The following is a 26194-nucleotide window of genomic DNA, read 5'->3' on the forward strand; positions in this document are numbered from 1 at the left end:
TCTGCCTGCAGGGGCATCACAAAACGCGGGAGTATACCCGAGGGCTTCCCTGCAAGGGGCGCCGCTTGGAGGAGTGCCTCCCCTTCAACACCTCGGTCCACGATGGCGACGGGTCTGCCGCCATCGCGAGCAGGCTCGCTCCCACCGGGATTGCGCTCTTGTGGGGCAAATATGCCGCGCGGCTGGCCTGTGTGCGCAAGAAGGCCTAGAATTCCCGCATCTGTTTAATTCCCAAGGTAGCCCTTTAATGTCCTTCGCTGAGCAACTAACCCGCCTGCAAGTCTTCCTCGACGCCGATGAACTGCATGACGAGGCGCTGGACTACGTGGCCGCACACGGCTACCTCACGGCCCTGTCGATCTGTTCCGAACAGGTTCCCGACCGTGAATGGATCGACGCCCTGTTCGCCGAAGAGCCGCATTACGCCGACGACACCGAGCGTGAAGCGATCGAATCCACCCTGCTGGCCCTCAAGGCGCACATCGCTCGCCAACTGGCGTCCGACGAAGAATTCGAACTGCCCTGCGAACTGGACCTGGGCGATGACCCGGACGACTCCGAACTGCGCGGCTGGTGCATCGGCTTCATGGAAGGCGTGTTCCTGCGCGAGGCGGCCTGGTTCGAAACCGCCGAAGAGGAAGTCAGCGAAATGCTCCTGCCGATCATGGTCGGTTCCGGCCTGTTCGACGAGCAGCCCGAGTTTTCCGACATCGCCGCCGATGCCAACCTGATGGACGACATGATCGTGCAGATCCCCGAAGCCCTGACCGCGCTGTACCTGCTGTGCAATGCGCCAGACGAAAAACCGGCGATCCTCAAGCCCCGTCACCACTAAGGTTCTGCCTGTGGACAACCCCATAGGCAACCGGCCCCTGATGTTGCGCTACGTGCTGCTGGCCGTCGGCTGGCTCAGCGTAGCGTTGGGGGTGATCGGGATCTTCCTGCCGGTGTTGCCCACCACGCCGTTCCTGCTGCTGGCGGCCGCCTGCTTCGCCCGCAGTTCGCCACGCTTCTACAACTGGCTGGTGGACCACCCACGGCTGGGTCCGTGGATTCGCGACTACCTCGAAGGTAACGGCATTCCACTCAAGGGCAAGGTCTACGCCATCGGCCTGATGTGGGTCAGCATCCTGTTTTCCTGCTACCTGGTGCCAATGCCCTGGGCGAGGGGTTTCATGTTGACCAGTGCAGTGCTGGTGACGGTGTACATTCTGCGTCAGCCAACGCTGAAAAATCCTTGATTCAGTGCCCGACCGTTCGTCGTGTAACTGCCTTTCCCTGTCAGATATGACAGTAGTCAACCCTCCCCACCTCGCGTTAAATCACTCCGTGCCCTTCCGTTCGGAGTTTCGCCATGAACACCCTCGGCCCGTCCGGCAACACCCCGCTGATTCTGAAGGAACTCGACATCCCCGGCCGTACCGGACCGGTGTCGAGCAACCCGGACGTGTGGGGCATCAACATTGCTGCGGCTCAGGACAATTTCCCCCGTCAGGGCTTGCTGTGCCGTGCCGGTCCCTGGAGCACCATGGGGCGTGGCGACAAGCTGGTGGTGTCGTGGGGTACCGGTAATCAGGTCATCAACGCCACCGTCGAAGACCACGAGATCGGCACCACGCTGACCAAGTTCGTGCCGACGGCGCGTATTCAGGATGGCCGCTACAAGGTGTCCTACGCGGTGACTCGCTTCGGCCAGACCGCCGAGCCTTCCGAGGTGATGGACGTGCTGGTCAAACTGGACCGCCCCGGCGGCCAGGACACCAGCGAAGAGCCGGGGCATCCCTCTCTGATCATGACCATTCCCAAGGACATTCTCGAGGGCGGCATCGACAAGGACAACGTGGCCGCCGGGGTGTTGATCACCATCGGCCCGGATCCTGATTCGGCACAGCCTTACCCCAACGCGGCGGCAGGTGATGTGATCCAGGTGTCCTGGGGCGGCGTGTTCGTACTCGGCGCTCCGCTGACCCAGGATCAGGCGGACGGCAAGGCACCGGTCACCGTGCACGTCACCGAAGCGCACATTCGCGAAGCCTCCGACTCCGACAGCAGCGGCCTGGCGGTGGCCTACGAAGTGTACGACCTGGTCGACAACCGCTCCGAAGACTGGAGCGTCGCCCAGCGCGTGGTGGTGGCAATCGACACGAGCCGGTTACCGGCGCCGTTGCTCAAGGAAGCGAGCAACAACGTGCTGGACGTCGACAAGCTGGGCGACGCCAATGGTACGGCACAAGTCGTGGCCATGGACGAAAGCCAGTTCAAGGTCGGCGACATCATCATTCTCAGGATCAAGGGCACGCCCACTGAGGGCGGGCCGATCGATGTGGAAATCAGCAGCGACCCGCTGAGCAACGTGCCGAGCATTCCCGAAATCTCCATCCCCAATGCCCTGTTGCGGCAATTGGCCAAGGCACAACTGGCCCTGTCCTTTCGTCTGCAGAAAGCCGATGGCTCGCCAGACTTGCCGTCGAAGACGCGCTTCATCAACGTCATCGGCGAAGTCCGGCGGTTGCAGGCACCGGTGGCACTCGACGCAGAACAAGGGGCACTCGACCCGGACCTGGCGCAGGTGCGGGTGGAAATTCCGTTCGATGACTCGTTCCTCGCCGGCCAGGCGATCAAACTGTTCTGGCTCGGTACCCGCCCCGATTTGAGCACCTACCTGCCGGACCTGCCGCTGCGGCCAATCAGCCCGAAAGAGATCGATGACAAAAAACCGCTGCCGATCACGGTCCCTGGCGCGCACCTCAAACCCATCGAAGGCGGCACCCTGGAGCTGTATTACCAGTTGCTGATCGAAGACGCGGTGCTCGGCACCATGAACCGGGCCAACGCCACCCACGCCATCCGCGAATCGATCCACGCCGAGCCGCTGCAAGTCGGCGAACCGCGCCTGGAATTGCCCGAGCCGAAGGTCGACTTCGTGGTGGACGGTGTTCTGCCACCCGACACCGCCGGCACCACCCTGACCGTGCTGTACCGGAACACGGTCAAGGACGACGAGGTCTTTCGCGAATGGCAGGGTTCGAAAACCGGGCCGGACAGCGACTCGATCAAACTCACTTCCTTCACCGCCGGCCAGGAGGTGCCGTTCCCGATTTCGGCCGAGCTGATCAAGGGCAACGAAGGCGGCACGGTCAAGGCGTCGTACTCGATCAAGTGGGCCGACGGGCGCCCCACCAGTTTCTCGAACGCTTTGGAATTCAGCGTCGGCACGGTGCTGGACCTCACACCACCGCGCCTGAAGGAAGCGCCGGACGACATCAGCCTCGACCCGATCGCGGCGAAAGACGCGCTGACCGCGCTCGTCAACTACAGCGGCATGGCCCTGAACGATGAAATCGTGGTCACCTTCACCGGTGCCCCAGGCTCACCGGCAGGAGGTTCCTATACCGCGCCGGCGAAAAAAGTGCAGGTCCTTGGCGTGCAGGAAATCGCGCTGGTCAACAGTGTGGTGGCCTTCAATCTGGGCAAGGCGGTGAGCGTCAGCTACACGGTCAAACGCGGCGGCAATGCGCCCTTGCCCTCGACGGCCCGGCAGCTGGTGGTGCTGGCCCTGCGCCTGGACCTGAGCAACGTGCCGAAAATCCTCCAGGCGGAAAACGGCGGGGATGGACCGACACTGAACCTGGCGGCGATCAGTACGGCGACGATTCACGCGCCCAATTGGCCGCTGATTGCCCTGAGACAGTACGTCTGGCTGCGCTTCAAGGGCACGCTGGCCAACGGCACGGTGTACGACAAACTGATCTGGCAGGCACCGACGTCCATCACCAACCCGGCCTGGCTGACCGGCTTCTACGAATACAACCTGACGGCAGCCTGGTTGAACGAACTCAAGGGGCTCAAGCACGGCTCGACGTTCAGCCTCGAATTCAAGGCTGCCCTGGGTGGCAGCCAGGTCGAAGCCGAGGCGCAGACCTTTCCGCTGCGCACCTACACCCTCAATACGGTGGCAGATGAAAAACCGCTGATCACCAAAGCCGAAGACTCCAAAGGCGTGGAGATTCCGCAGGCCGACATCACCGTCGACACCACCGTGAAACTGACCGGCAGCGCCGCCAAGGGGCAGCAGGTCCAAGTGCGCGATGGCACCACGATAAAAGGCGAGCCCGTCGCCCACGCCACGACCGGCATCTGGGAATGGACGATGACCACACTCAGCGTGAGCGCCCACAGCTTCACGGCCAAAGCCTTGTACGGTTCGGGGCTGGAGTCGACTGCCCGGACCCTGACCATCGTCGCCGCCGATGCGCCGACCATCACCGCAGCGAACGGCCTGCCCAGCGGCGCCGCCATCGCCAATGGCGGAATCACCGTGGAGACCGGCGTGAAACTCACCGGCAGCGCGGCCAAGGGCTTGAAGGTCGATGTCCGCGATGCCACGGGATCCAAAGGCACCCCGACGGCACACGCCACGACCGGCATTTGGGAGCAGACCGTCAGCGCCCTGACGGTGGCCACCCACAGCTTCACGGCCAAGGCTTTGTATGGCGCGGGTCAGGAATCGGCGGCACGCACACTGACGGTGGTCGCCAACATCGTTCCGGAACTGCGCTTGATCACCGACCCGAAAGGCGTGGAGATCGCCAATAACGGCCAGACCGTGCACACCACGGTCATCGTCAGCGGCATCGCCACGCCCGGCTCGACAATCGATCTGGTCAACGCCGGCGCACCGATTGCCGGCACCGAAATCCAGGTCAACCCGCAGGGTAACTGGGAGTTTTCCCTGACCGGCCTGGTGGCCGGGACCACTTATGAGCTGCGCGCCAGGCGCCAGGGTGGCGCAGTTTCCAATGCCCGCAAGGTCGCAGTGGTGGCTCTGCTGGTCCCGACCCTCGACAAGGTGTTGGACAGCGCGGGGGTGGAAATTGGCGAAGGCGGGTTCACGGCCAGTACGTCATTGAAATTGTCGGGGAAGGCAAGCAATGGTCAGCAGGTGGAAATATTTGACGGGCAAGGGACCGGTGCAGCTTCCAAAGGCATCGCGACCGCTCACACCACCACCGGTCTTTGGGAACATACGATCACCGTACCGCTGGGCGGCCGCCGGCTGTATGCGCAATCGCTGTACCACAGCGCGGCGACCTTTTCCAATGTGCGCACGCTGACGGTCGCAGCCCTCGTCGATCCAACCATCATCTCGATAAAGGACACGAAGGGCGCGGAAATTGCGCATGACACCACGACCAAAGAAACCACCTTCGCCTTGACAGGCAAGGCTGCGGCAGGCCTGACGGTGGAGTTACGTGACAAGGGCGGGGTGGTTGTGCCAACGATCAGTGTTGGCGCGAACGGCGAGTGGAAACATACGCTCGCCAGCCAGGCGCCGGGGGCGCATAGCTACACGGTGAAGGCGAAGTACGGAAACTTGCCGGAGTCAGCACCTCGAATCCTGACTGTTATCGCACTGACAACGGGCTTCGAGGATTTCCCGGTCAGCACAGCATTTGAATTAACAGAAGTAGGAGAAAAACATGCAAGCACAAGTGGCCTGGAGTTCACGGTGACCGCTGCAGGAGCCGGAATGCGGGTAAACAAAGTACACCAGGACCGACTTTTATACCTCTATGCCGCTGCTAGAATAAAGATCATAAATGGATTCGCACGCTCATTTACAATCCGATATATCCGCATCCAAAACCCCGGACGGGACGATATCGCAAAAGTTGTCTTCTACAACTTAAGCGGACAATCAATAGGTGAAAAAATTCTTTCTAAAATCGGAAGCACCCCGTCCTTAGAATATACCTATGATGCGCCATCCAACTCTGAAATTTCATACATAGAAATTGACAATTGGGCAGTCGTAGGCGCCACGCAATATGTCGAATTTCGCTGGAGATGAAACACAGGTCAACAAGTTACTTGATCAATCAAAAACGGCCGGAGGGCCGCTTTTGATTGATCGTCGCCCTGCAACCAGCTACCACCCGTCGAAAACAGCCACCATCCTGTCAAATCTGACAGTAGCCCACCGCCCGATCCTGAGGCCCAATGAAACTCCAGGCTGAACCAATGGCCATGCTCGATCAGGAGTTTTGTCATGTCTTCCAATCGCCCCCGCACCGCCACCCGGCGTGCATCCGCAAACACCCTGGCCTCCATGCGTCCCCTGCGGATCTCGGGCATGGTGACTCCGCTCATCGACGTCAACGTCGATGGCGGGATCAACATTGAAGTGGTCAGCGAGTCCCCCAGTGGGGTCATGTGTGCGATCCCCGCGTACCTGGAGATGAAGGAAGGCGAAAAAAGTGTCGTCTACGTCGATGATGTCGAAGTCCTGACTCGGGAGGTCCAGCCTGGCGAAGTCGACACCCCTCTGTTCTTCTATTTGCCCAGCGCACTGTTCGCGCCCGGCGTGTCGACCTGTTACTACCAATTGACCCGCGATGGCCAGACCACACCCGAGGACCCGTCGGTGCCGTTGGCGTTGCGGGTCAAACTGAACCTGCCGGGTGGGCGTGACCGGGAACCGCACTTACCCGACGGACATTCCGAGCTGCACATCGTGCAGTTGCCACCGGAGCTCATCGCCCAAGGCGTGGTGGATGCCGAGTGGGCGAGGAAAGGCGTGCCGATCACCATTCCGTTCTACCCCGATATCGCCCCGCGAGATGTGATCCTGATGCGCTGGGGCACCTGGACGCTACCGCCTCACGTGGTCACGCAAGCGCAGGCCGATCGCACCGATGCGATTGTGATCGTGGCAGATCAGGACGCGATCCTGGCCGGTGGCGACAGTGCCGCGCTGGAGCTGAAATACGACGTTCGCGACGAGGTTTTCAATTGGGCGTCCCGGCACTCCAAACGCACCCGGATTGCCGTCGACGCAGGCGCCTGGCGTCTGGATGCTCCCATCATCAAGGAAGCGATCAATGGCGTAATCACCCTCAAGGACCTGAACAAACAGGATGTCACGGTACAAGTCTTCGCTCAGGACACCGATTTCGAGGTAGGCGATACCGTCACCATGACCTGGATCGGTACACCCTTTGCCGGCGAGCCACTCACCCACACCGAGTCCAAACCGGTGCTGAGTACGCCCAGCATCATGGAGTTCAAGGTGCCTTACGCCGATGTGCGGGCGATTGCCATGGGCAGCGCAGACGCCTCCTACGTGCTGACCAAAACCAATGAAAAGCTCTCTTCCAAGCGACGTTTCGCCGATGTCTCGGGAGACGTTTCACTGCTGCCCGAACCGCAGATTCGCGAGCTGCTCGGGGACATTCTGGAACCGGATACGGCGGTTGCCACCGTGGATATCCGTTATCCGGGCATCACCAATGGTGATCTGGTGATGTACCACTGGTTGGGCACAACGGCGGCCGGCCAGACCTATGAGCATGAAGATGACCATATCATCAGCGAGAGCGAAGCCGAGAGCGGCGGATCCACCTTTTACGTCGGCAACGAGCACATCGCGGTGCTCGACAACGGCCGCCTGGACTTGTCCTACACGGTGTCCAACGACAGCATGGCGCGCTATGCCGTCAGCGAGTCGGAACACTTGCTGATCAGGGTCGAAGCGGCGCGCGCGACGCTGCCCGCACCAAAAGTGGAAGAAGCCGACCCACCGGATGTACTGGATCCCTCCAAGGTTTTCGATGTCGTCCACGTGCTGATCGACTACCTCGGAACCGCCAAGGGCGACATCCTCACGTACTATTGGCGCGGTGACAGCCCGCTGGGCAGCACCGGCGACTGGCTGCCCATTACCTCTCCCGTTGCTGGCAAACCCTTGCGCTTCAGGGTCGAAGCGGAATATGTCATGGCCAATATCGGTCGATACGTCGACGTGCGTTATTCCCTGTGGCGGGCCGCCACCCAGCGCTACGATTATTCCATGCCGCTCAAGCTGTTGATCGGCGAGCTGGTCGGCGAGCTGCCGCCGCCCAAGGTCGTGCAGGCACCCGACGACGTCCTGAACCCGATGGACGCACTCACCGGCGTCGACGTGCGTGTCAGCTACCCAAGCATGAAAGAGAACCTCGACACCATCACCCTCAAATGGCTTGGCACACCGGGTACCGGGACCTCACTGGACCTGGAGCTGCCCGGACACGCCAGCGGCGCCGTGACGTTCCGCGTCCCCAGCCCTGTGATCGGTGCCAATATAGGCCGTCCGGTCACTGTCAGCTACGAGGTGACACGTTACAACTTCAGTACGCCTTCGCAAGCGCTGGATCTGTACGTCTCGGACTTCCAGAATCCCGAGACCGAACTGCCTCGTCCACGCGTGACACAGGCCACTGGCGACGTACTGGACCTGACGACCTTCACTGGCGATGCCGACGCACTGGTTGACCGCTGGCCTTTCATTGCGCTCAAACAACACCTCTGGCTGTGGCTGGAAGGCACGACAGAAACCGGCAGCGCGCAGCGCATCACGCTGCTCGATGGCGTCGAGATCAACGCTACGCAAGTTGCCAACGGTCTCGACGAACCCTTGCCCAGAAGCGAATTGATGAAGCTCGGGCACGCCACCCCGGCGAGCGTCATCTGCAAAGTGGCGTTCGATGGCTCGGATCAGCCAAGCAACGCCATTGAGTTCCCGCGCCTGCAACTGACGGTCAAGACCCGCTATGACTGGCTGACGCCGGTGATCAGCGACGTGATCGACTCCAAGGGATCAGTACCGGAGGGCGGCGACACCTTCGACCTGCAAGTGATCGTCGAGGGCTCCGCCACCCGGGGCGAACAGGTGGAGCTGTTTGACGGTTCGACGTCCCTGGGCAACGCCGATGTCGGCACCGATGGCGTCTGGCGCAAGTCCCTGGCCAATCTCGCCACCAAGGACTATCACCTCGCTGCACGGGCTCTGTATCCGGCCGATCCAGTGTCCAGCCTGCTGCGCGCGTTCACCGTGAGGGAAACGCTTACCCCGGCGATCACCAGGGTGACCGACTCGCTGGGTGATGTCGCGCACAACGGCACCACCTATGACACTGGCGTGACAATCATCGGCAAGGCCAGCCCCGGGCAGACCGTGCAACTGTATGACGACACCACCGCGCTGTTGCCGGTGATCGCAGTCGACGGCCAGGGCGACTGGCGCCAGCCAATCGCCGGTCTGACAATCGCCACGCACAACATCAAGGCCAGGGCGCTGTATGGTGCCGAGCCGGAATCCGGAACATGGACGTTCCAGGTGGAGGTCGCCCAGCCTCCAGCGATCAGCAGCATTACCGACTCCACGGGCGAGGTGCCGCACAACGCCACCACCTTCGACACCAGCGTCACCGTCAGCGGCACCGCCAACGCCGGTCTGACCGTGCAGTTGCATGACGGCAACACGCCGCTGCTGCCGCTGATCACCGTTGATGGCCTGGGCACCTGGCGTCATGTCCTCAGCAACCTGAGTGTTGCGTCGTACAACATCAAGGCCGTGGCGCAATACGGCGGCAAACCGGAGTCAGCGGTGCGCGCCTTTGTCGTCGCCGTCGCCGATGCACCCTCGATCACCAGCATCACCGACTCCAGGGGTGAGGTGCAGCACAACGGCACAACCTTTGACACCAGCGTCACTCTCACTGGCACGGCCAACGCCAATCAGACCGTGCAGCTCTATGACGGTAGCACTGCGCTGCCAACGGTCACTCCGGTCAACGCCCAGGGCATCTGGACCCAGGTGCTGTCCGGTCTGACGGTAACCCTGCATACCATCAAAGCCAGGGCGTTGTATGGGCAGCAGCCGGAGTCCGGCACCCGTGCGTTCACCGTGGCGGTTGCCCTGGCGCCGAGCATTGAAAAGGTCACCGACTCCAGGGGTGATGTCGCGAACAACGGCACCACGTTCGACACCAGCGTGACGGTCAACGGCAAAGCGACCGCCAACCTGACCGTGCAACTCATCGACGGCAACACACCGCTGACACCGGTGATAACGGTCGATGGCCAGGGCACCTGGACCCGCCAACTCACCGGTCTGACGGTCGCCGAACACCCGCTCAAGGTCAAGGCGTTGTACGGCGCCCAACCGGAGTCCGAAACCTGGACCGTCAATGTCGCCATCGCGGTGCCGCCAACCATCACCAACATCACCGATTCCAGAGGTGAAGTTCAGCCCAATGGCACCACTTACGACACCAGCGTCACCGTCGCCGGCAAGGCCCACCCCAACCAGACCGTTCAGGTGTATGACGGCAGCACGGCGATCCCGCCTGTCACCGCGGTCAACGCCCAGGGTATCTGGACGCGTGCGCTCAGCGGTCTGAGTGTGGCAACGCACACCATCAAGGCCAAGGCGTCTTACGCGACACAACCGGAGTCTGCAGTGCGCGGGTTTACCGTGGCCACTCATATTGCCGCTACACTGGATTCGGTCCGGGATTCCCGGGGTGAACTGCCGAACGGCGGTGAAACCACCGATACCACGGTGACGCTGCAAGGCCGGGTGACGGCGGCGCACGCGGTGCAAATCTTCGACAACAGCTCGCCCAAACATAATGCGACCGCGCAGGCCAACAACATCTGGACCACCACCCTGGCGGTCGGCGTCGGCGGTCATTCCGTGTACGCCCGGGCCGTCGCCACGGGGCAGAACTCCAACGCCCGGAGTTTCACCGTCAAATCGCCTACCCCACCCCTGAACTTCAACACCGAGCCGGTCACCCTGAGCGGCAAGACGTACCTGATTCCCGGCAACCCTGACGTACTGCCCACCTTCGGCCCGGGAACATCGGTGCAGCACCAGGCAACCGGTGGAGTACCGCAATTCACCTACAGCTCGAGCAACCCTGGGGTGGCTGTCGTGGATGCCCGATCGGGGTTGGTCACCGTGAGAGGACGCGGGACTGCGACGATCAGCGTCAAGGATACCGCCAACCAGACCAAGAGCTATACCGTGACCGTGACAGGCGTGATCCACTGTTTCGGACTCGGCCGCAGCGCTCTGGGAATCATCCTGCGTAACGCCAGCAATATCGGCGCGCGCGTCCCCTCCATGGCCGAGCTGAGGGAAATACACAGTTTGTATGGCGGTCGCTGGCCGATGGGTAACGACTATTACTGGTCAGTGGACAAGGCCACTCCGTTCCCCGTCCGGTACTGGGTGAAATACCTGGTCACGGGAGCGGAGGGCCAGATCGGAGAGATCGTCAGCGCCAGCGGGGTCGGAATAAAGTGATACGGCACTAGCCACCGTCAAAAAAAACGCCTCGCAGATTGCGAGGCGTTTTTTTTTGTCTCAGCAGCGCTTACCAGCTATAGCGCACACCGATGTTACCGCCCCAAGGCTGCTCGATATGCTCGCCGTTTGCGTAATCGAGGTCGACGTGCACCTGCCACTTCTCGGACATCGCTACCGCTACACCGGTGCCGAACTCGGCGCGGGTGCCGGACAGATCGTTGTTGAAGGTATTGTTGTTGACCTTGACCTCGTTGTTGTTGGCGAACTCATGGGCAACCGCTGCCCGCAGATACGGCTGCGCGGTGGCGCCGTTGCCGATATCGAAGTTGCGGCCGAACGTGGCACCGGCCTTGCCCAGCACCGAGCGGGTACGGTCGCCATCGGCGTCCATGTCGTTGTCCAGCGAGTAGCGTTTACCCTGAATCTGCACCGCCGACAGTTGGGTGAACGGTTCTACGAAGTAACCGTCGTCAAGCTTGATGTGCCGGCCGAATTCCGCCGAACCGCCGACGCCCCAGTTGTCGTAGGTGCCTTTGGCGCGCGTGCCGTCGCTCAGGCCGACCTTCGACTCGTTGCGAAAGCGGTTGAACTTGAGCACGCCGTCGAAGTAGTAACCGGTGTCGGCGTCCAGCCAGGTGACATACGGTCCCACGTAGTAACTCTTGACCGTGCCGGATGTGCCCTGATTCAGGTTCAGGTCAGACTTGCTGTAACCACCCATCACACCCACCAGCACCTGGCTATCGCCCAGCCGTGCATCGGCACCGAAGGACAGGCCTTGCTGGTTTTGCTGATAACCCACGCCGGAACTGTCGGCCACGTTGTATTTGTTGCCATAGGTGCGCATCCATCCGCCGGACTGACCACCGTTGAAGCGCAACTCGCCCATGCGGCTGCGCAGCGAGCTCGATTCGCCGTACCACACGGTCGGCGCGGTGTTGAACAGCGCCAACACCGAACGCGCGCCGGGGCTGATGGTTTGGGTGGTCGGATCGAGGAACCAGTCGGTGCCGCCCGCGCCGTCGGAACGCTGCGCCAGTTCATAAGACCAGGTACCCACATCGACACGGCCATTGGTCAGGGCGAATTGCGCATCACCAGCGGCGGTATGCACCAGGGTCAGTTCCTGCGGCGACACTGCATCCAGCCCGGACGCCGCCACCAGCAAACCGAACTGCCCGGTGGCGACACCGGTGACGTTGAGGAAGTCGTGCTGGCCAGTGGCAAAGTTACCCTTCATCGCGAACACGCTGCTGCCATCCGCTGAGCCGGCCAGCGTTCCGACATTCAACTGGTAGAACGTGCCGGGGACGTCTTGCGCACCGAAGCGAACCGTCCCGCCACTCATGGCAAGCGTTCCAACGGTATCGTTGCCAGTCAGGGTCCAACTCGAACCGCTGTTGACGGTCACGCCGTCAACCTTGTCGAGGCGACCGGTGAATTGCGAATTGTTCTGCAGAGTGACGTTGGCGGTCGAGCCATCCTCGACCAGCACATCGCCAGTCATTTGACCCTGGTCGAACGTCAGGTTGCCGGTGCTGTTGCCGGCAATATTGATATTGCCTTGCAAGATGCTGTTACCTACTGTCATGGCGACGGTGGAGGCGCCTTGCACGTCAAGCAAGAGGTTGTTGCCGGCGATCAGTTGAGTGTTGTTCAGTACCTGAATATCGGCGTTCACCCCGCCCTCGGCGAGAATCGCAGCGCCGCTTTGGCCTTCCACCCGCACATTGCTCAGCGTCAGTTTGGCACCATCCCCAACACCCTCGGCGTCGGCTCGCAGCCGAGCGCCATTGGTGCCACCGGTGAAGCTGCCTCCGGTGGCCGTGACGTCAGCGCCAAAGGAGTTCAGGCCAATGCCGTTCGAGCCAGTGGCTGTCACCACGGTGTTGGTCAATACGGTCGTACTGCCGCCACCGGTTTCGACCCCGGCGGTGACGCCGGTGATTCGACTGTTGCTGACGGTGGCGGTCGAACCCGTGGTGGTGCCGCTGGCGCGGTTGATGAGCATGCCCATGGCGTTACCGGTCACGGTGACGTTGTCAAGCGTACCGCTGGCGTTGGTAATGTTCACACCCGCGCTACTGAGGCGCCCCGTATATGTGCCGCCCACGGCATTGAACGTCGCCCCCGTGTTGACCAAAACCTCAAAAGTATTCGCACCGTTGGAGTTCAATACACCACCGTCACGCACCAGGTAGTTATCTGGCGCGGTATCTTGATCGATGTCCACACTTTCCCCTGTACCGATCGTGGTCAATGCAAGTGCCAGGGGACTGCATAACAGTGTCGGGGAAAAGATCAGCCAGACCAGGGATTTGTTTATTCTGCGTATGGGAAACAACGGCAAACGAGCTTCCATGGTAACTCCTTCCAAATTTGAGCGGGACTTACCCCTCGGAGAAGGGCGTCAGAAATTCGGGCGCAGAATACAAAGATAAAAACAAACGCTATGTAGGATTAATCCGAGCGTTAGGGGGATTTATCCCCGTAGAAGTACGAGCAGAGGCGGGAAACTTTCCCGCCTCCAAGTGCAATAAAAACTGCTTAAAAGCGGCAGGCGCCGCCTCCCGTATCGATCAACACAACGCGCACTTTGTGCCCATTGGACGTGTGGGTTTGGCCATTGATGACCACGGTGTAGATGATTTCTCCTTCCCCGTCGGTGATCGGCACGAGTGCGGTCTGGTACGGCAGGGAAACCTCGAACCCATCAATATGCTCGTTGCCCTCCAGCGTCTTCGAGAATGGGTAATCAGGAATATCCGGATCACTGGGAACACCCTGTGTTCCTATCCAATTGAAGTCCAGCGTCATACCGGCCTCCAACGCCCCACCGCCGGGAATCTTGACGATGGCTGCCCTGCCGACCACCGGTACTATTTTCACCGACGAGCAATCCAGAAATTTCTTGCCTAACGGGTTGGTCGCAAGGTGCAAAATCTCAGGATCCGGAAGGTCGACCGGATTGATGAGAACATCAACTATCGTAGGCGGCGACGGATTTTCGTTCGCACCATTGATAGGTGGATTGGTGATCTTGTATTGCGCTCTCCAAAAACCATTCCCGGTCGCTTCGAAGATTGCCGATGGCAGTTTGAACGGAATTTTGAAATCCGGAGCTTCCGAGCCGTCCACCGCATAATGCCCATCAGGCGCTGGAACTTTTACCTTGTTCCAATAAAGATCGACCAGGTCGCCAGCCTTGTAACCGTCATAAATCTCCAACTCGATATCGATAAGGTTGCCTACATCCCCTGGCCGTAGTTCATTATCGGCAGTTGAACCCTTCACCACGAGTTTATCCAGGTTAGGGTTACCCAGTTCCGGATCGGGATTGGGGAGGACCGGGCCTGGGGTGGTCAAGTCAATATCGACCTGTTCTCCCACCGGCTCCGGGTACCTGTCGCTGCCACGGAGAATCACATAGGTCACATCGGCTTGTTTGGGACCTTCACCCCCTAACGCCACATCTGCGAACGGAACATCGACAATGACCGCCGTGGTCCCATCGGAGTTGGCGAGCGGCTGAACAACGCCGTTGAACGTGACCTGCACCTGATCACCTGGCTGCCCGCCGGTGAAGGCTGGAATGACAACTGCCACGTCGGGCCAGGCGTCATTCAGGTCTATGACGCCATCGTCGTCAAACTCGCCAACCACCGGTGGCAGCAGTCCGCTGGGCGCCGGTGTCAGCCGAATGTTCAAATCCACGGGAATGGAAGAAGGCCCGGAATTCCCAACACGGTCTTCAAACTTGGTATAGAAAATACAACTGCCTGGTCCCACCGTCGTAACAATGTTCTTGGGAACCTTGAATACAATCGGTCGGGTCAGATCACTCGTCACAATAAAGGGTGCAACGGCAATACCTGGATCACTCTTGCCGTAATAACCGGTATAGATATCGCCCTCCCGCATATCATCCGGTGGGTCGATAGTCAGGGGAATACCATCCAGTTCGTCCAGAATTTCCTTGGTGACCACACCGTTGATAATCTTTGGATCCGGGACGGGTTCGTCGCCGGGAGCACCGTGATGGGGTGCGGTATTATCGATGTAAAAGACGAATTCATCGGATTTAACCGTGTTGGTCGCATAGAACGTTTCATATTTCAACCGGAAAGTCCCGGGAGTGGCCGTTTCCAGAGCCGGTATGTGCATCGTGAGAGTAGCAGGCGGTGGAATCGGAAGTGCTACCGCTGCCGTAATCGCTACATCATCCTTCAGCAGGTAGATACCGGTATCACCATTCTGAGCGCCCGGTGGCACTTGCACATCGTCAATGGTCACCTCGCAATCAGTCCCCTGACGACTCAATTGCAGTTTCATGACGTTGTCCGAGGGCAGCGCCGGTAATAAATTAACCACTACCGGTGCCTTGCCAGCCCGCTTGAGCAAGCGCTTGCGCAAGGCGGATAAGTTCGAGCGGGTGCTTTGACTTACGGAAAGATCGTTGAAATCGTTCATTGCATTTCTCCTTCTCAATAGGCACGTCAGGTCATCTGCACCCACTGCTGACTCTCAAGACAGATTCCGGACAGTTACTTTCACTGCTTACTCGAACACATCAGTTTTCGTCACACAGATCGTTGGTCGGTGAACAAATTTCTCCACTGGGTAACGTGCGATTGATCACCACGAAATCCGCCCGGGATCGCCCTCGACCGCCGTTCTTTTTTTCCAGCCTGTAATAGGCCAGCCCGGATCCGTTATTCACCATGGGTGCAATCAACCTGTCGTAATCCTGCACCAGGATGTCGATATCTTCGCCAGGCCGGTACGGCGTCAGTTCTTTCGGGATTTCGTCGAAAACCCCAGGGATGGGGTGGGAACCGTTCGGGCCCGAGCAGCCCTGCCATACCAGCACAATCCGGTCACCCTGCTCGATCCGGGGATCGGCCGGGACCCTCACCGTCACGCCCTCCCACAAGCGGGGCCTTGCACAGCAATGGAGGACGCCGTCCTTGCCGGCGTGAGGGAACTGAACCTCCTTGAGATCTTCGATCAGGACAATGTTCACCTCGACCGAAGACGGCAGTGACTGCTGCTCGTTCACACCGTTGCTGGTGATGTAGTGGACAGGCAACGCCGGGTTCTGTTTGTCGGTGTCGACGACGACCCAGGGCACCAAAACCTCGATGGATTGACCTGAAACGTCGCCCAGCTGAACGTCATAGCGAGCCGCAGGCCCCGGATAGCTGCCCCAGAAAAAATCAATCCATTGGCCTTGTTGTGGATCGTCATACAGATCCATGCGCAGGATGGCCGGGAAGCCGTAGTCGTCCGCAGTCAACGTATTCCTGGTCGCGGACTTCTCCCCGTATACGTCCACCAGCACGAGATCCTCGTTGAGCAAGGCCGGTGCCTTGGCGTGATCCTGACCCGCCACGGTCAGGTTGACCGGTACCGAAATATCCGGTGAACGCGGGGTGTAGACCGTACCCTGGCGAACCCGGTAATCCACCTTCGCCCGTAGCGGGCCGTCGCCCTTGGAATGCAATGCTGGCCAGGGGACTGGAATTTGCAACGGAAAGGCGGAAGGGTCGACAGGGAATTCGCTGAGCGCGGTCCCATCCCAGTCAACCGCCACCCACTGCTGTGGGTCGGCGAAATCGAATCGTTCGATCTTCACCCATACGCCGTCGCGAGCATGCTGCCGATCCAGCAGCCCCCTGGGCGTCAACTCCACGACGGGCGGATGCAAGCCCCCCGGTAAAGGCGTCAGATCCACACGGATTTTCGATAAATAGGAAAACGGTCCGGTATTACCCGCCAGATCTCTCAGCCGGTAATACATAAAGCGATCACCGGTGCCCCATGCACGGATCTCGTCGGCATACACGGTGATGCGCAAGTGCTTGGCAGCAACGTCCTCAGCACTGAATTCCTGTTCGCGAATCGGTATTTCGCTGTCGGGAGGGTTGTCCTGATCAGTCCAGAAATACTCGGCCCGATCCCGGGCTTCGGCATCGATGTACCAGGGCACCGTGACGTTGACCTCGCCTTCGCTCGTTAGAAAATCCTCAGTGATGGTGCCGTTCAACTCTGGGGGAAAAATCACGGCATCAGGCTTGTTACCGAAGTTGGGTTTGCCAGTGTCGATGGTCAAAACCTTCCTGACGCCCTCAAGCGGATTGATGCCGTAGATTGATACCCGCAGCGACACTTCGTAGACGCCAGCCACCAGCAGGTTTTTCGGTACTTTGAGTGTTTGGGGGAAGAACACCAGGTCGCTGGTTGGAAAGAAACTCTGGTCCACCCTCCTGAAGGGTGTGCCTATCGACATGAAACCCAGTTCGACCCAATCGACTTCGTCCCTGACGGGCCCACGTCCGTAGTCATCGAACTCGATAATCAAATCGTTGCCCAGTGCCGACAGGGGTAATAGCCCCCTAGGGTCGGCCGGGTCGATGACGGCCGGGACGCGGGGCGCGTCGATGACCTCGACGCTGGAGGGCGGTCCGTCAGCCGGCGTCTGATCGGCGGGAATAATGGGCTTCACCATTGCAGGCCTTCCTCGATTGAGGTGCCTGGCATGTGCGGTGTTGGCGCCAGGCGAATGGCTTCATTTAAAGCTCATACCTTCAAGCTGCCTACTGTCATAAATTACAGGTATGCCTACCACCCGTCGGACATCAGCCGGTTGAGCGCCTATTCATACGCAGATAAGCGCCCAGGTTTGCGCTGGGTGCGCTCGGACGGGTCAGGGTTCGGCTCCCGGGGCACGCGAATGGGTGGAGCGACGAGCCGCGCCCCTTTGTTCCAGGCATGAAAAAACCCGCAGCCCTTACTATCGGAGCAGCGGGTTTTGTCGTTTCAGCGATCAGGTCAGACGGTATCCACCTTCAGCGAATGGTCATTGAGCATGCCGTTGATGATGGTGGCGGTGTCCGCCCCGGCGATCAGCCCGCCCGCCCCCGGTGTCACCCCGTAGTGGCGGGCCAGGTCGACCCCGGCCAGGTCGATGGTCTGGTTCGGCGCGGCGCCGGCCATGCCGCTGACGTCGATGGTGGTGACCAGTGAATCGCCGCTGCCGGTGACCTTGAAGTGCAGGTAGTCATCCAGCGACGCCGCCGTGCCGTTCTCGCCCTGCAGCAGTTGTGACAGGTCGAGCTTGTCGGTGCCCGGGGTGAAGTCGGTGACCACGTCGTGGCCGCTGTTGCCCTGGAGCCACTGGAAGGTGTCCGAACCCGTGCCTCCGGTCAGGGTGTTGTTGCCCAGCCCGCCGATCAGCAAATCATCGCCAGCGCCACCGTTGAGCACGTCGTTGCCGAGGCCGCCGACGAGGGTGTTGTTGTGGCTGTCGCCGATGAGCGTGTCGTTGTAGTCGGAACCGATCAGGTTCTCGATGCCGGTCAGGGTGTCGGTGCCTGCCCCCAAGGTGTTTTGCGGCCCCAGCAGGCTCAGGTCGACCTTGACCCCGGCCGTGGCGTGGGCATAGCTCGCGGTGTCGATGCCTGTGCCGCCGTCCAGCAGGTCGTTGCCCGCGCCGCTGTAGAGCAAGTCGTTGCCGGCCTCGCCGTGCATTTCGTTGTTGCCGGACCCTGCGGTCAGCACATCGTTGCCGTCCCCGGCGTTGATCACGTTGTTGCCGGTGCCCGCCACCAGTACGTCATCGCCGGTGGTGCCCGTGAGGGTATGGCCATCCTGGTAGGTGATGCTCACGGCGGCACTGTCGCTGCCACCATGGCCATCGTTGGCGGTGTAGGTGCCGTGGTAGTCCGGCGTGCTGTCGTGGGCGCCGGAATAATCCACTGTCAGGGTCAGTTTGTAGTTTTCCGCGCCTTTGCCGCTGTCGTACCGGCCACCGTCATCGATATTGGTGACACGGATCTGGTAGGTGCCGTCGGCATCGGCGTTGATGGTCTTGCCATCGGCGATGGCGATGAAGGCGCCACCGTTGACCGAGTACTCGAGGGTGATGTGACCGGCCGCCAGGTTGTGGTCCAGGTTGAGGGTTTCTCCCTGCTTGAGGTTGACGGTGATGCGGTCGACGTCGTTGGTGTTGCTGTTGCTGACGGCACCCAGCGCACCGCTGACCACCAGCATCGCCGTCATGGCGGTGGTGTTGGCGACGAAGGCGCTGCGGGCGATAGCCACGGTCTGGGCATTGCTGCCGGTAAAGCCGAAGTTCGGGTTGCTGCCGGTGAAGTCCGCGCCCTTGGCCACCCAACCTGTGTTGAAGGTAATGGGCGAGGCGGTCAGCGGGTTGCCGTTGGGGTCGGTGTCATTGGCCAGCAACGCGTCGCCTGGCAGCGTGATGTTGCCCGACAGCACGTTGGTGATGACATGGTCGTCGACCGCCACTGGTGGCGCGTTCGGCACGACCTTGACCACCAGGGTCGAACTGGCCAGGTCGCCGTCGTTGTCACTGAGGGTGTAGCCGATGTTCTCGGTGATCTGCGTGGTCGTGGCTTTTTGCGAGGTATAGGTGTATTCGCCGGTGTCGAGGTTCACCAACAGGGTGCCCTTGCCATCGGTGGCGACGCTCAGGGTGTTGTTGGCCGTATTGAAGGTGCCGTGGTTGGCGCCGCCGCTGGCACTCAGCGAACCCTGACCGTTGTTGGCTTTAGGATCGTAGGTGTAGGTGGTGCCATCGACCGTAAGGGACTTGACGAATCCGCCGTCGGCGCCAAACGAACCGCCGTCGCCCAGCAGTGAACCCGTCACCGGTGCACCGACCACCGTGCCCGACAACACCGAGTTGAGCTGGTTGAGGTCCGTCACCACCGTGGCGTTGGTGTTGGTGCCGTGACCGGTGCCGGCGCTGCCGTTGTAAGCCAGCGGGTCGAGGTTGCTGTTACTGACGCCGCTGCCCAGGCCGATCGCGTAGTTGTTGATGTGGTTGTCTTCGAGGAAGTTTTTCCAGTTGGCTTCATCGGTCTTGCCGATGTCGCCTTCATTGGGTTTGCCGTCCGAGAAGAAGTAGCCGACGTTCTGCGCCCCGGTGAGCTTGCCACTGGTGTCGAACGCGTCCTTCGCCACGGCCACCGCCGCGTCGTAGTTGGTGTTGCCGCCCGCCGTCAGGCCGGCAATGATCGTCTTGGCCGAGGCTACATCGACCCAGACGTCGGTTTTATCCGACGCACCGCTGCTGAAGGTGACGATCTGCACTTTCACGTCGCCCAGGTCGTCGTATTTGTCGAGCAAGGCGCTGATCGCCTGCTTCGCCAGGTCCAGGCGGGACAGGTTACCCACGCCCGAAGCGTCTTTCATGCTGCCGGACACGTCGATCACCAGCAGCAGGTTGGTGTCGACTTCGGCTGCCGCCACCGAACGCTCGGACGCCACTGCCTTCGGTACGTCATCGACAATGTTGACCTTGATGGTGCTGAGGCTGGTGTTGCCCAGGTTGTCGGTGGCCTTGTAGGTGAAGGTCTCGCTCAGCGTATTCGCGCCGTTGTTGGCCGACGGTGAGGTGCTGGCCGGCGAGGTCAGGGTGTAGGTATAGGTGCCATTGGGGTTGAGCAGGATCTGGCCGTAATTGCCATGGTCACTGCCCACCAGGGTGTAGGTGATGGTGCCGGAGCCACCGGTGACCGAGCCGACCAGGGTGCCGGACGCGGTTTCGCCGGTGTGATGTGGATCGCTGCCGGTGACCGTGCCGGGGGCCAGGTCCTGGCCGTCCTTGCTCAGGTCCAGGGCTTTTTCGTAGACGGTCAATTCGTTATCGACAGCCGCCGTGAGGCAGCTGTTGATCACGTCGACCGTGACCGTGGTCGTGCTGACGTCACCGTCGGCGTCGCGGATCGAGTAGGTGAAGGTGTCACTGGCACCCGGGCCGCTGACCGCGTTCGGGTTGCTGTGGTATTCGGCGTTGCCCTGAGCGTCGAGGATCAGGTAGCCAAAAGTGCCGTTGATCTGGGTGTTGAGGCCACCATTGACCGGGGTCGAGGTGTCAGAACCTGCACGCACGCCCACTACGCCACCGCCCGCCGCCAGGCCGTCGGCACCCGCCACGTCATTGGCCAGCACGTTGCCCTGAATGATGCCGCCTTCGCCCACCGAGGCCTTGTCGGCGTGGGCTTTGGGCACGTCGTCAACGATGTTGACGACGATGGTGCTGGTGACCTTGTTGCCGATCCAGTCGGTCGCCTGGTAGGTGAAGGTTTCTGTAACGGTGTTGGTCCCGTTGTCCGCATGCGGCGTGGTGCCGGCCGGCGAGGTCAGGGTGTAGGTGTAGGTGCCGTCCGGGTTGAGCAGGATCTGGCCGTAATTGCCATGGTCACTGCCCACCAGGGTGTAGGTGATGGTGCCGGAGCCGCCGGTGACTGAACCCACCAGCGTGCCGGAGGCCGTTTCGCCGGTGTGGGTTGGATCGCTGCCGACGACGGTGCCAGGCGCGAGGTCCTTGCCATCCTGGTTCAGGTCCAGGGCTTTTTCGTAGACGGTGAGTTCGTTGTCGACAGCCGCCGTGAGGCAGCTGTTGATCACGTCAACCGTGACCGTGGTGGTGCTGACGTCGCCGTCGGCATCGCGGATGGAGTAGGTGAAGGTGTCACTGGCACCGGCGCCACTGACCGCGTTCGGGTTGCTGTGGTATTCGGCGTTGCCCTGGGCATCCAGAATCAGGTAGCCATAAGTACCGTTGATCTGGGTGTTGAGGCCGCCAGTGACCGGCGTCGAGGTGTCGGAGCCGAAACGCACGCCCACCACACCACCGCCCGCCGCGAGGCCATCGGCACCCGCCACGTCATTGGCCAGCACGTTGCCTTCGATGATGCCGCCCTCGCCCACCGACGCGTGGTCGGCGTGGGCTTTGGGCACGTCGTCGACGATGTTGACGACGATGGTGCTGGTGACCTTGTTGCCGATCCAGTCGGTCGCCTGGTAGGTGAAGGTTTCTGTAACGGTGTTGGTCCCGTTGTCCGCATGCGGCGTGGTGCCGGCCGGCGAGGTCAGGGTGTAGGTGTAGGTGCCGTCCGGGTTGAGCAGGATCTGGCCGTAATTGCCATGGTCACTGCCCACCAGGGTGTAGGTGATGGTGCCGGAGCCGCCGGTGACTGAACCCACCAGCGTGCCGGAGGCCGTTTCGCCGGTGTGGGTTGGATCGCTGCCGACGACGGTGCCAGGCGCGAGGTCCTTGCCATCCTGGTTCAGGTCCAGGGCTTTTTCGTAGACGGTGAGCTCGTTATCGACAGCCGCCGTGAGGCAGCTGTTGATCACGTCGACCGTGACCGTCGTGGTGCTGACGTCGCCGTCGGCATCGCGGATCGAGTAGGTGAAAGTGTCACTGGCACCCGGGCCGCTGACGGCGTTCGGGTTGCTGTGGTACTCGGCATTGCCCTGGGCATCCAGGATCAGGTAGCCGTAGGTGCCGTTGATCTGGGTGTTGAGGCCGCCAGTGACCGGGGTCGAGGTGTCGGAGCCGAAACGCACGCCGACCACGCCCCCCCCCGCTGCCAGGCCGTCCGCACCCGCCACGTCATTGGCCAGCACGTTGCCTTCGATGATGCCGCCCTCACCCACCGAGGCCTTGTCGGCATTGGCGGTCGGCAGGTCGTCGACGATGTTGACGTCGATCTGCCCGGTGGCGGTGCTGCCATCGGTGTCGGTCGCAACCACGGTGAAATGCTCGGAGACGCTGTTGGTGCCGTCGGCATTCGGATGGGTGTCGGCGTTGTTCAGGGTGTAGCTGTAGGTGACCACGCCGGTCGCCGGGTTGTAGCCGGTGATGGTGAAGTTCGCCCCGCTGTCGGTGAGGATCGTTTGCGGGAAGCCTGCCGTCACACCGCCGCTGATGACCGGAATGCCGCCGACGGTGAGGGTCTGCAAGCCATCGGGCGCGGTCACGGTGAAGGTGCCGGTCTGGGTCAGCGCCGGGGCATCCGGATCGGTGCCGTAGGTGAGGTTTTTCTCGTAGACGGTGAGCTCGCCGCCATTGGCATCAAGGCCACCCAGGGTAACGCCGCTGTTATGGACGTTCAGCACCAGGTTGGCGGTGCTGGTGTCACCATCAGCGTCGGTCAGGGTGTAGGTGAAAGTCTCGGTGCCGCTGCCGCCTTCGTGCAGCGCCTGGAAACCTGCGCCGCTGGTGTTCAGCGTGTAGGTGTAGGTGCCGTTGGCGTTCAGCACCAGGGTGCCGTAGGTACCGGTGAAGGTCCCGGCGGTGATCGGTCCGCTGTCCGGGCCCGTCGGCACACGGTCGGCGCCCTGCACATCGTTGGTCAGCACGTTGCCTTCCAGGGCCTGGTGGGTCGAGGTGGCCGTGCCGGCGTTGCTGTCGTCCACGGCTTTGGGCACGTCGTCGACGATATTGACGACGATGGTGCTGGTCACCTTGTTGCCGATCCAGTCCGTGGCCTGGTAGGTGAAGGTTTCGGTCAGCGTATTGGCCCCGTTGTCCGCATGCGGCGTGGTGCTGGCCGGCGACGTCAGGGTGTAGGTGTAGGTGCCGTCCGCATTGAGCTGAATCTGGCCGTAATTGCCCTGATTGCTGCCCACCAGAGTGTAAGTGATGGTCCCGGAGCCGCCGGTGACCGAACCCACCAGCGTGCCGGAAGCCGTTTCACCGGTATGGGTCGGATCGCTGCCGGTCACCGTGCCGGGGGCCAGATCCTTGCCATCCTGGTTCAGGTCCAGGGCTTTTTCGTAGACCGTCACCTCGTTATCGACCGCCGCAGTGAGGCAACTGTTGATCACGTCGACCGTGACGGTGGTGGTGCTCAGGTCGCCATCGGCATCGCGGATGGTGTAGGTGAAGGTGTCGCTGGCACCCGGGCCATTCACCGCGTTCGGGTAGCTGTGGTACTCGGCGTTGCCCTGGGCATCGAGGATCAGGTAGCCGTAGGTGCCATTGATCTGGGTGTTGAGGCCGCCGCTGACCGGGGTCGAGGTATCGGAACCTGCGCGCACGCCGACCACGCCGCCGCCCGCCGCGAGGCCATCGGCACCCGCCACGTCATTGGCCAGCACGTTGCCTTCGATGATGCCGCCTTCGCCCACCGACGCCTTGTCGGGATTGGCGGTCGGCAGGTCGTCGACGATGTTGACGTCGATCTGCCCGGTGGCGGTGCTGCCATCGGTGTCGGTCGCAACCACGGTGAAATGCTCGGAGACGCTGTTGGTGCCGTCGGCATTCGGATGGGTGTCGGCGTTGTTCAGGGTGTAGCTGTAGGTGACCACGCCGGTCGCCGGGTTGTAGCCGGTGATGGTGAAGTTCGCCCCGCTGTCGGTGAGGATCGTTTGCGGGAAGCCCGCCGTCACGCCGCCGCTGATCACCGGTATGCCGCCGACGGTCAGGGTCTGCAAGCCATCGGGCGCGGTCACGGTGAAGGTGCCGGTCTGGGTCAACGCCGGGGCATCCGGGTCGGTGCCGTAGGTAAGGTTTTTCTCGTAGACGGTGAGCTCGCCGCCGGTCACGTCGAGGCCGCCGAGGCTCACGCCATTGTTGTGGATGTTCAGCACCAGGTTGGCGGTGCTGGTGTCACCATCAGCGTCGGTCAGGGTGTAGGTGAAGGTCTCGGTGCCGCTGCCGCCTTCGTGCAGCGCCTGGAACCCGGCAGTGCCGGTGTTCAGCGTGTAGGTGTAGGTGCCGTTGGCGTTCAGCACCAGGGTGCCGTAGGTGCCGGTGAAGGTTCCGGCGGTGATCGGCCCGCTGCCCGGACCGGTCGGCACGCGGTCGGCGCCCTGCACATCGTTGGTCAGCACGTTGCCGTCGAGGGTCAGATGGGTCGAGGTGGCGGTGCCGGCGTTGCTGTCGTCCACGGCTTTGGGCACGTCGTCGGTGATGTTGACGTCCAGCGAACCCGTGGCGGTATCACCATCGCTGTCCGTGGCGACCACGGTGAAGTGTTCACTGAGGTTGTTCTGTCCGTCCCCCGTCGCATGCGCTTCGTTGCCGTTGAGGGTGTAGCTGTAGCTCACCACGCCGGTGGCCGGGTTGTAACCGGTCACGGTCAGGGTGTTGCCCAAGGGCGTCGTGACCGTTTGTGGAAAACCGGCGACCACGCCATTGCTGACCACGTTGATCCCGCCGACGCTCAGGTTGCTGACGCCGTCGGGCGCCGTCACCGAGAACGTACCGCTCTGGGTCAGCGCTGCCGGGTTGTCGAGGGAACCGTTGCTCAGGTTCGCTTCGTTGAGCGTCAGCTCGCCGCCTTCCACCGACAGGCCGTCGAGGGTGACGGGATTGTCCGGGGTGTCGGGCACGATCGGCGTGATGGGCGCATCCGGCCCGTCGTTGTCGGGGTCACCGGCCAGGCGCTCCAGGGGAAACTCGGGAATGCCGTTGAATCCGGCCGTGGGAAAACCGATCGTCGGATCGACCCGTCCCGCCACTTCCTCGAGCATCACGAAGCTGTGGCCGCCTCCCAGTGCACCACCACCCGGATTGCCAGGTGTGCCGGGACCGGCTGCCGTTGCTTCGGCGGTTTGCGTCGGGTCATCGCCGGCGGCGATGGCTTTTTGCAGTTGTTCGACGTCTGTCAGTTGGGCCTGGGTCGGCGTCGTCGCTTCGGCCGTTTCCACATGAGGCACACGATCGGCCAGCAGCTGCGCATTCATGTTCAGGCTGCTGCCGCGCCCGAGGGTCAGTTCCTGGCCATTTTGCAAATGCACTGCCACCGCACCGTCGGCTCCGGTCACCAGTTGATCGCCGGCAAACAGGCGGTCCCCCTCGATCAGTGCGCGGCGAGTACCGTCGCCGGACTCGGCGAACACCTGACCAATGACCTTACTGACGATACCGATGAGCGTAGCCATGTGCATTTCCTCCGCTGCCAACGGCTGTTGGCATCCTGTTGTTGGCGAAGAAATGCGAGGGCTCGAACGGGTGAACGGCGAGTCGTCAACCGAACAGCGGCCTGATCAGTCCAGCCGCTGCCCTGGCGACGTTCTCGCCAAGCGATTCGCTCGCGGCCGGGGGCTGCGTTTCAGCCTGAAACCCAATGCAATCAAGCACATTGAGAGGCTGTTACGAGTCCACCCTCCTGCGAGCGATGCGTAACGGTTTTGAATCAGTGAGTGACAAAAAACCGTCACTCAAAACCGCGCCGCGTCCCTCCCCTCCAACACTTCTTCGTCCCCTGTCGATAAGTCGATGGAACTTTGTTCAAC

9 protein-coding genes are annotated in these 26194 nt (G+C 61.5%); 4 read left to right on the forward strand and 5 right to left on the reverse strand.

From position 1 onward, the window contains the following. Positions 1-247 precede the first annotated feature (247 nt). The 3 genes from QIW53_RS07285 (at position 248) to QIW53_RS07295 (ending at position 5851) form a co-directional block, all read left to right on the forward strand. Positions 248-835: a UPF0149 family protein gene (locus QIW53_RS07285; RefSeq protein ID WP_371048958.1), complete on the forward strand. Its 588-nt coding sequence runs from the start codon at positions 248-250 to the stop codon at positions 833-835. 40 nt (positions 836-875) lie between these two features. Further along, positions 876-1241 carry a YbaN family protein gene (locus QIW53_RS07290; RefSeq protein WP_371049080.1) on the forward strand — a complete coding sequence of 122 codons (366 nt, stop codon included), beginning with the start codon at positions 876-878 and terminating at the stop codon, positions 1239-1241. Between the two features lie 113 nt (positions 1242-1354). Then, positions 1355-5851, forward strand: a complete 4497-nt coding sequence (locus tag QIW53_RS07295) for a hypothetical protein (protein ID WP_371048959.1) — start codon at positions 1355-1357, stop codon at positions 5849-5851. 8 nt (positions 5852-5859) lie between these two features. Here the strand turns inward: QIW53_RS07295 and QIW53_RS07300 are convergent, their stop codons facing one another. Further along, positions 5860-6135 carry a hypothetical protein gene (locus QIW53_RS07300; RefSeq protein WP_371048960.1) on the reverse strand — a complete coding sequence of 92 codons (276 nt, stop codon included), beginning with the start codon at positions 6133-6135 and terminating at the stop codon, positions 5860-5862. Between QIW53_RS07300 and QIW53_RS07305 the strand changes: the two genes are divergently transcribed. After that, positions 6134-11131 (forward strand): Ig-like domain repeat protein, encoded by a 4998-nt coding sequence (locus tag QIW53_RS07305; RefSeq protein WP_371048961.1) that lies wholly within the window; start codon positions 6134-6136, stop codon positions 11129-11131. The genes QIW53_RS07300 and QIW53_RS07305 overlap by 2 nt on opposite strands. A gap of 70 nt (positions 11132-11201) precedes the next feature. Here the strand turns inward: QIW53_RS07305 and QIW53_RS07310 are convergent, their stop codons facing one another. From QIW53_RS07310 to QIW53_RS07325, 4 genes are all read right to left on the reverse strand, one after another. After that, positions 11202-13496 (reverse strand): autotransporter outer membrane beta-barrel domain-containing protein, encoded by a 2295-nt coding sequence (locus QIW53_RS07310; protein ID WP_371048962.1) that lies wholly within the window; start codon positions 13494-13496, stop codon positions 11202-11204. A gap of 185 nt (positions 13497-13681) precedes the next feature. Then, positions 13682-15604, reverse strand: coding sequence for a hypothetical protein (locus QIW53_RS07315; RefSeq protein WP_371048963.1), 1923 nt, complete (start codon positions 15602-15604; stop codon positions 13682-13684). Positions 15605-15704: 100 nt separating this feature from the next. Beyond that, positions 15705-17642, reverse strand: coding sequence for a hypothetical protein (locus QIW53_RS07320; protein ID WP_371048964.1), 1938 nt, complete (start codon positions 17640-17642; stop codon positions 15705-15707). Between the two features lie 323 nt (positions 17643-17965). After that, the gene (locus tag QIW53_RS07325) at positions 17966-25840 is read right to left on the reverse strand and encodes a retention module-containing protein (RefSeq protein WP_371048965.1); all 7875 of its coding nucleotides are present in this window, start codon (positions 25838-25840) and stop codon (positions 17966-17968) included. Between the last annotated feature and the right edge of the window lie 354 nt (positions 25841-26194).

The sequence above is a fragment of the Pseudomonas fluorescens genome (assembly GCF_041354075.1).
Classification (GTDB): Bacteria; Pseudomonadota; Gammaproteobacteria; order Pseudomonadales; family Pseudomonadaceae; genus Aquipseudomonas; species Aquipseudomonas fluorescens_CE.

Coding starts and splice junctions, on each gene's coding strand:
- QIW53_RS07285 (WP_371048958.1), top strand. CDS start 248: ATGTCCTTCGCTGAGCAACTAACCCGCCTGCAAGTCTTCCTCGACGCC.
- QIW53_RS07290 (WP_371049080.1), top strand. CDS start 876: ATGTTGCGCTACGTGCTGCTGGCCGTCGGCTGGCTCAGCGTAGCGTTG.
- QIW53_RS07295 (WP_371048959.1), top strand. CDS start 1,355: ATGAACACCCTCGGCCCGTCCGGCAACACCCCGCTGATTCTGAAGGAA.
- QIW53_RS07305 (WP_371048961.1), top strand. CDS start 6,134: ATGGTGACTCCGCTCATCGACGTCAACGTCGATGGCGGGATCAACATT.
- QIW53_RS07300 (WP_371048960.1), bottom strand. CDS start 6,135: ATGCCCGAGATCCGCAGGGGACGCATGGAGGCCAGGGTGTTTGCGGAT.
- QIW53_RS07310 (WP_371048962.1), bottom strand. CDS start 13,496: ATGGAAGCTCGTTTGCCGTTGTTTCCCATACGCAGAATAAACAAATCC.
- QIW53_RS07315 (WP_371048963.1), bottom strand. CDS start 15,604: ATGAACGATTTCAACGATCTTTCCGTAAGTCAAAGCACCCGCTCGAAC.
- QIW53_RS07320 (WP_371048964.1), bottom strand. CDS start 17,642: ATGGTGAAGCCCATTATTCCCGCCGATCAGACGCCGGCTGACGGACCG.
- QIW53_RS07325 (WP_371048965.1), bottom strand. CDS start 25,840: ATGGCTACGCTCATCGGTATCGTCAGTAAGGTCATTGGTCAGGTGTTC.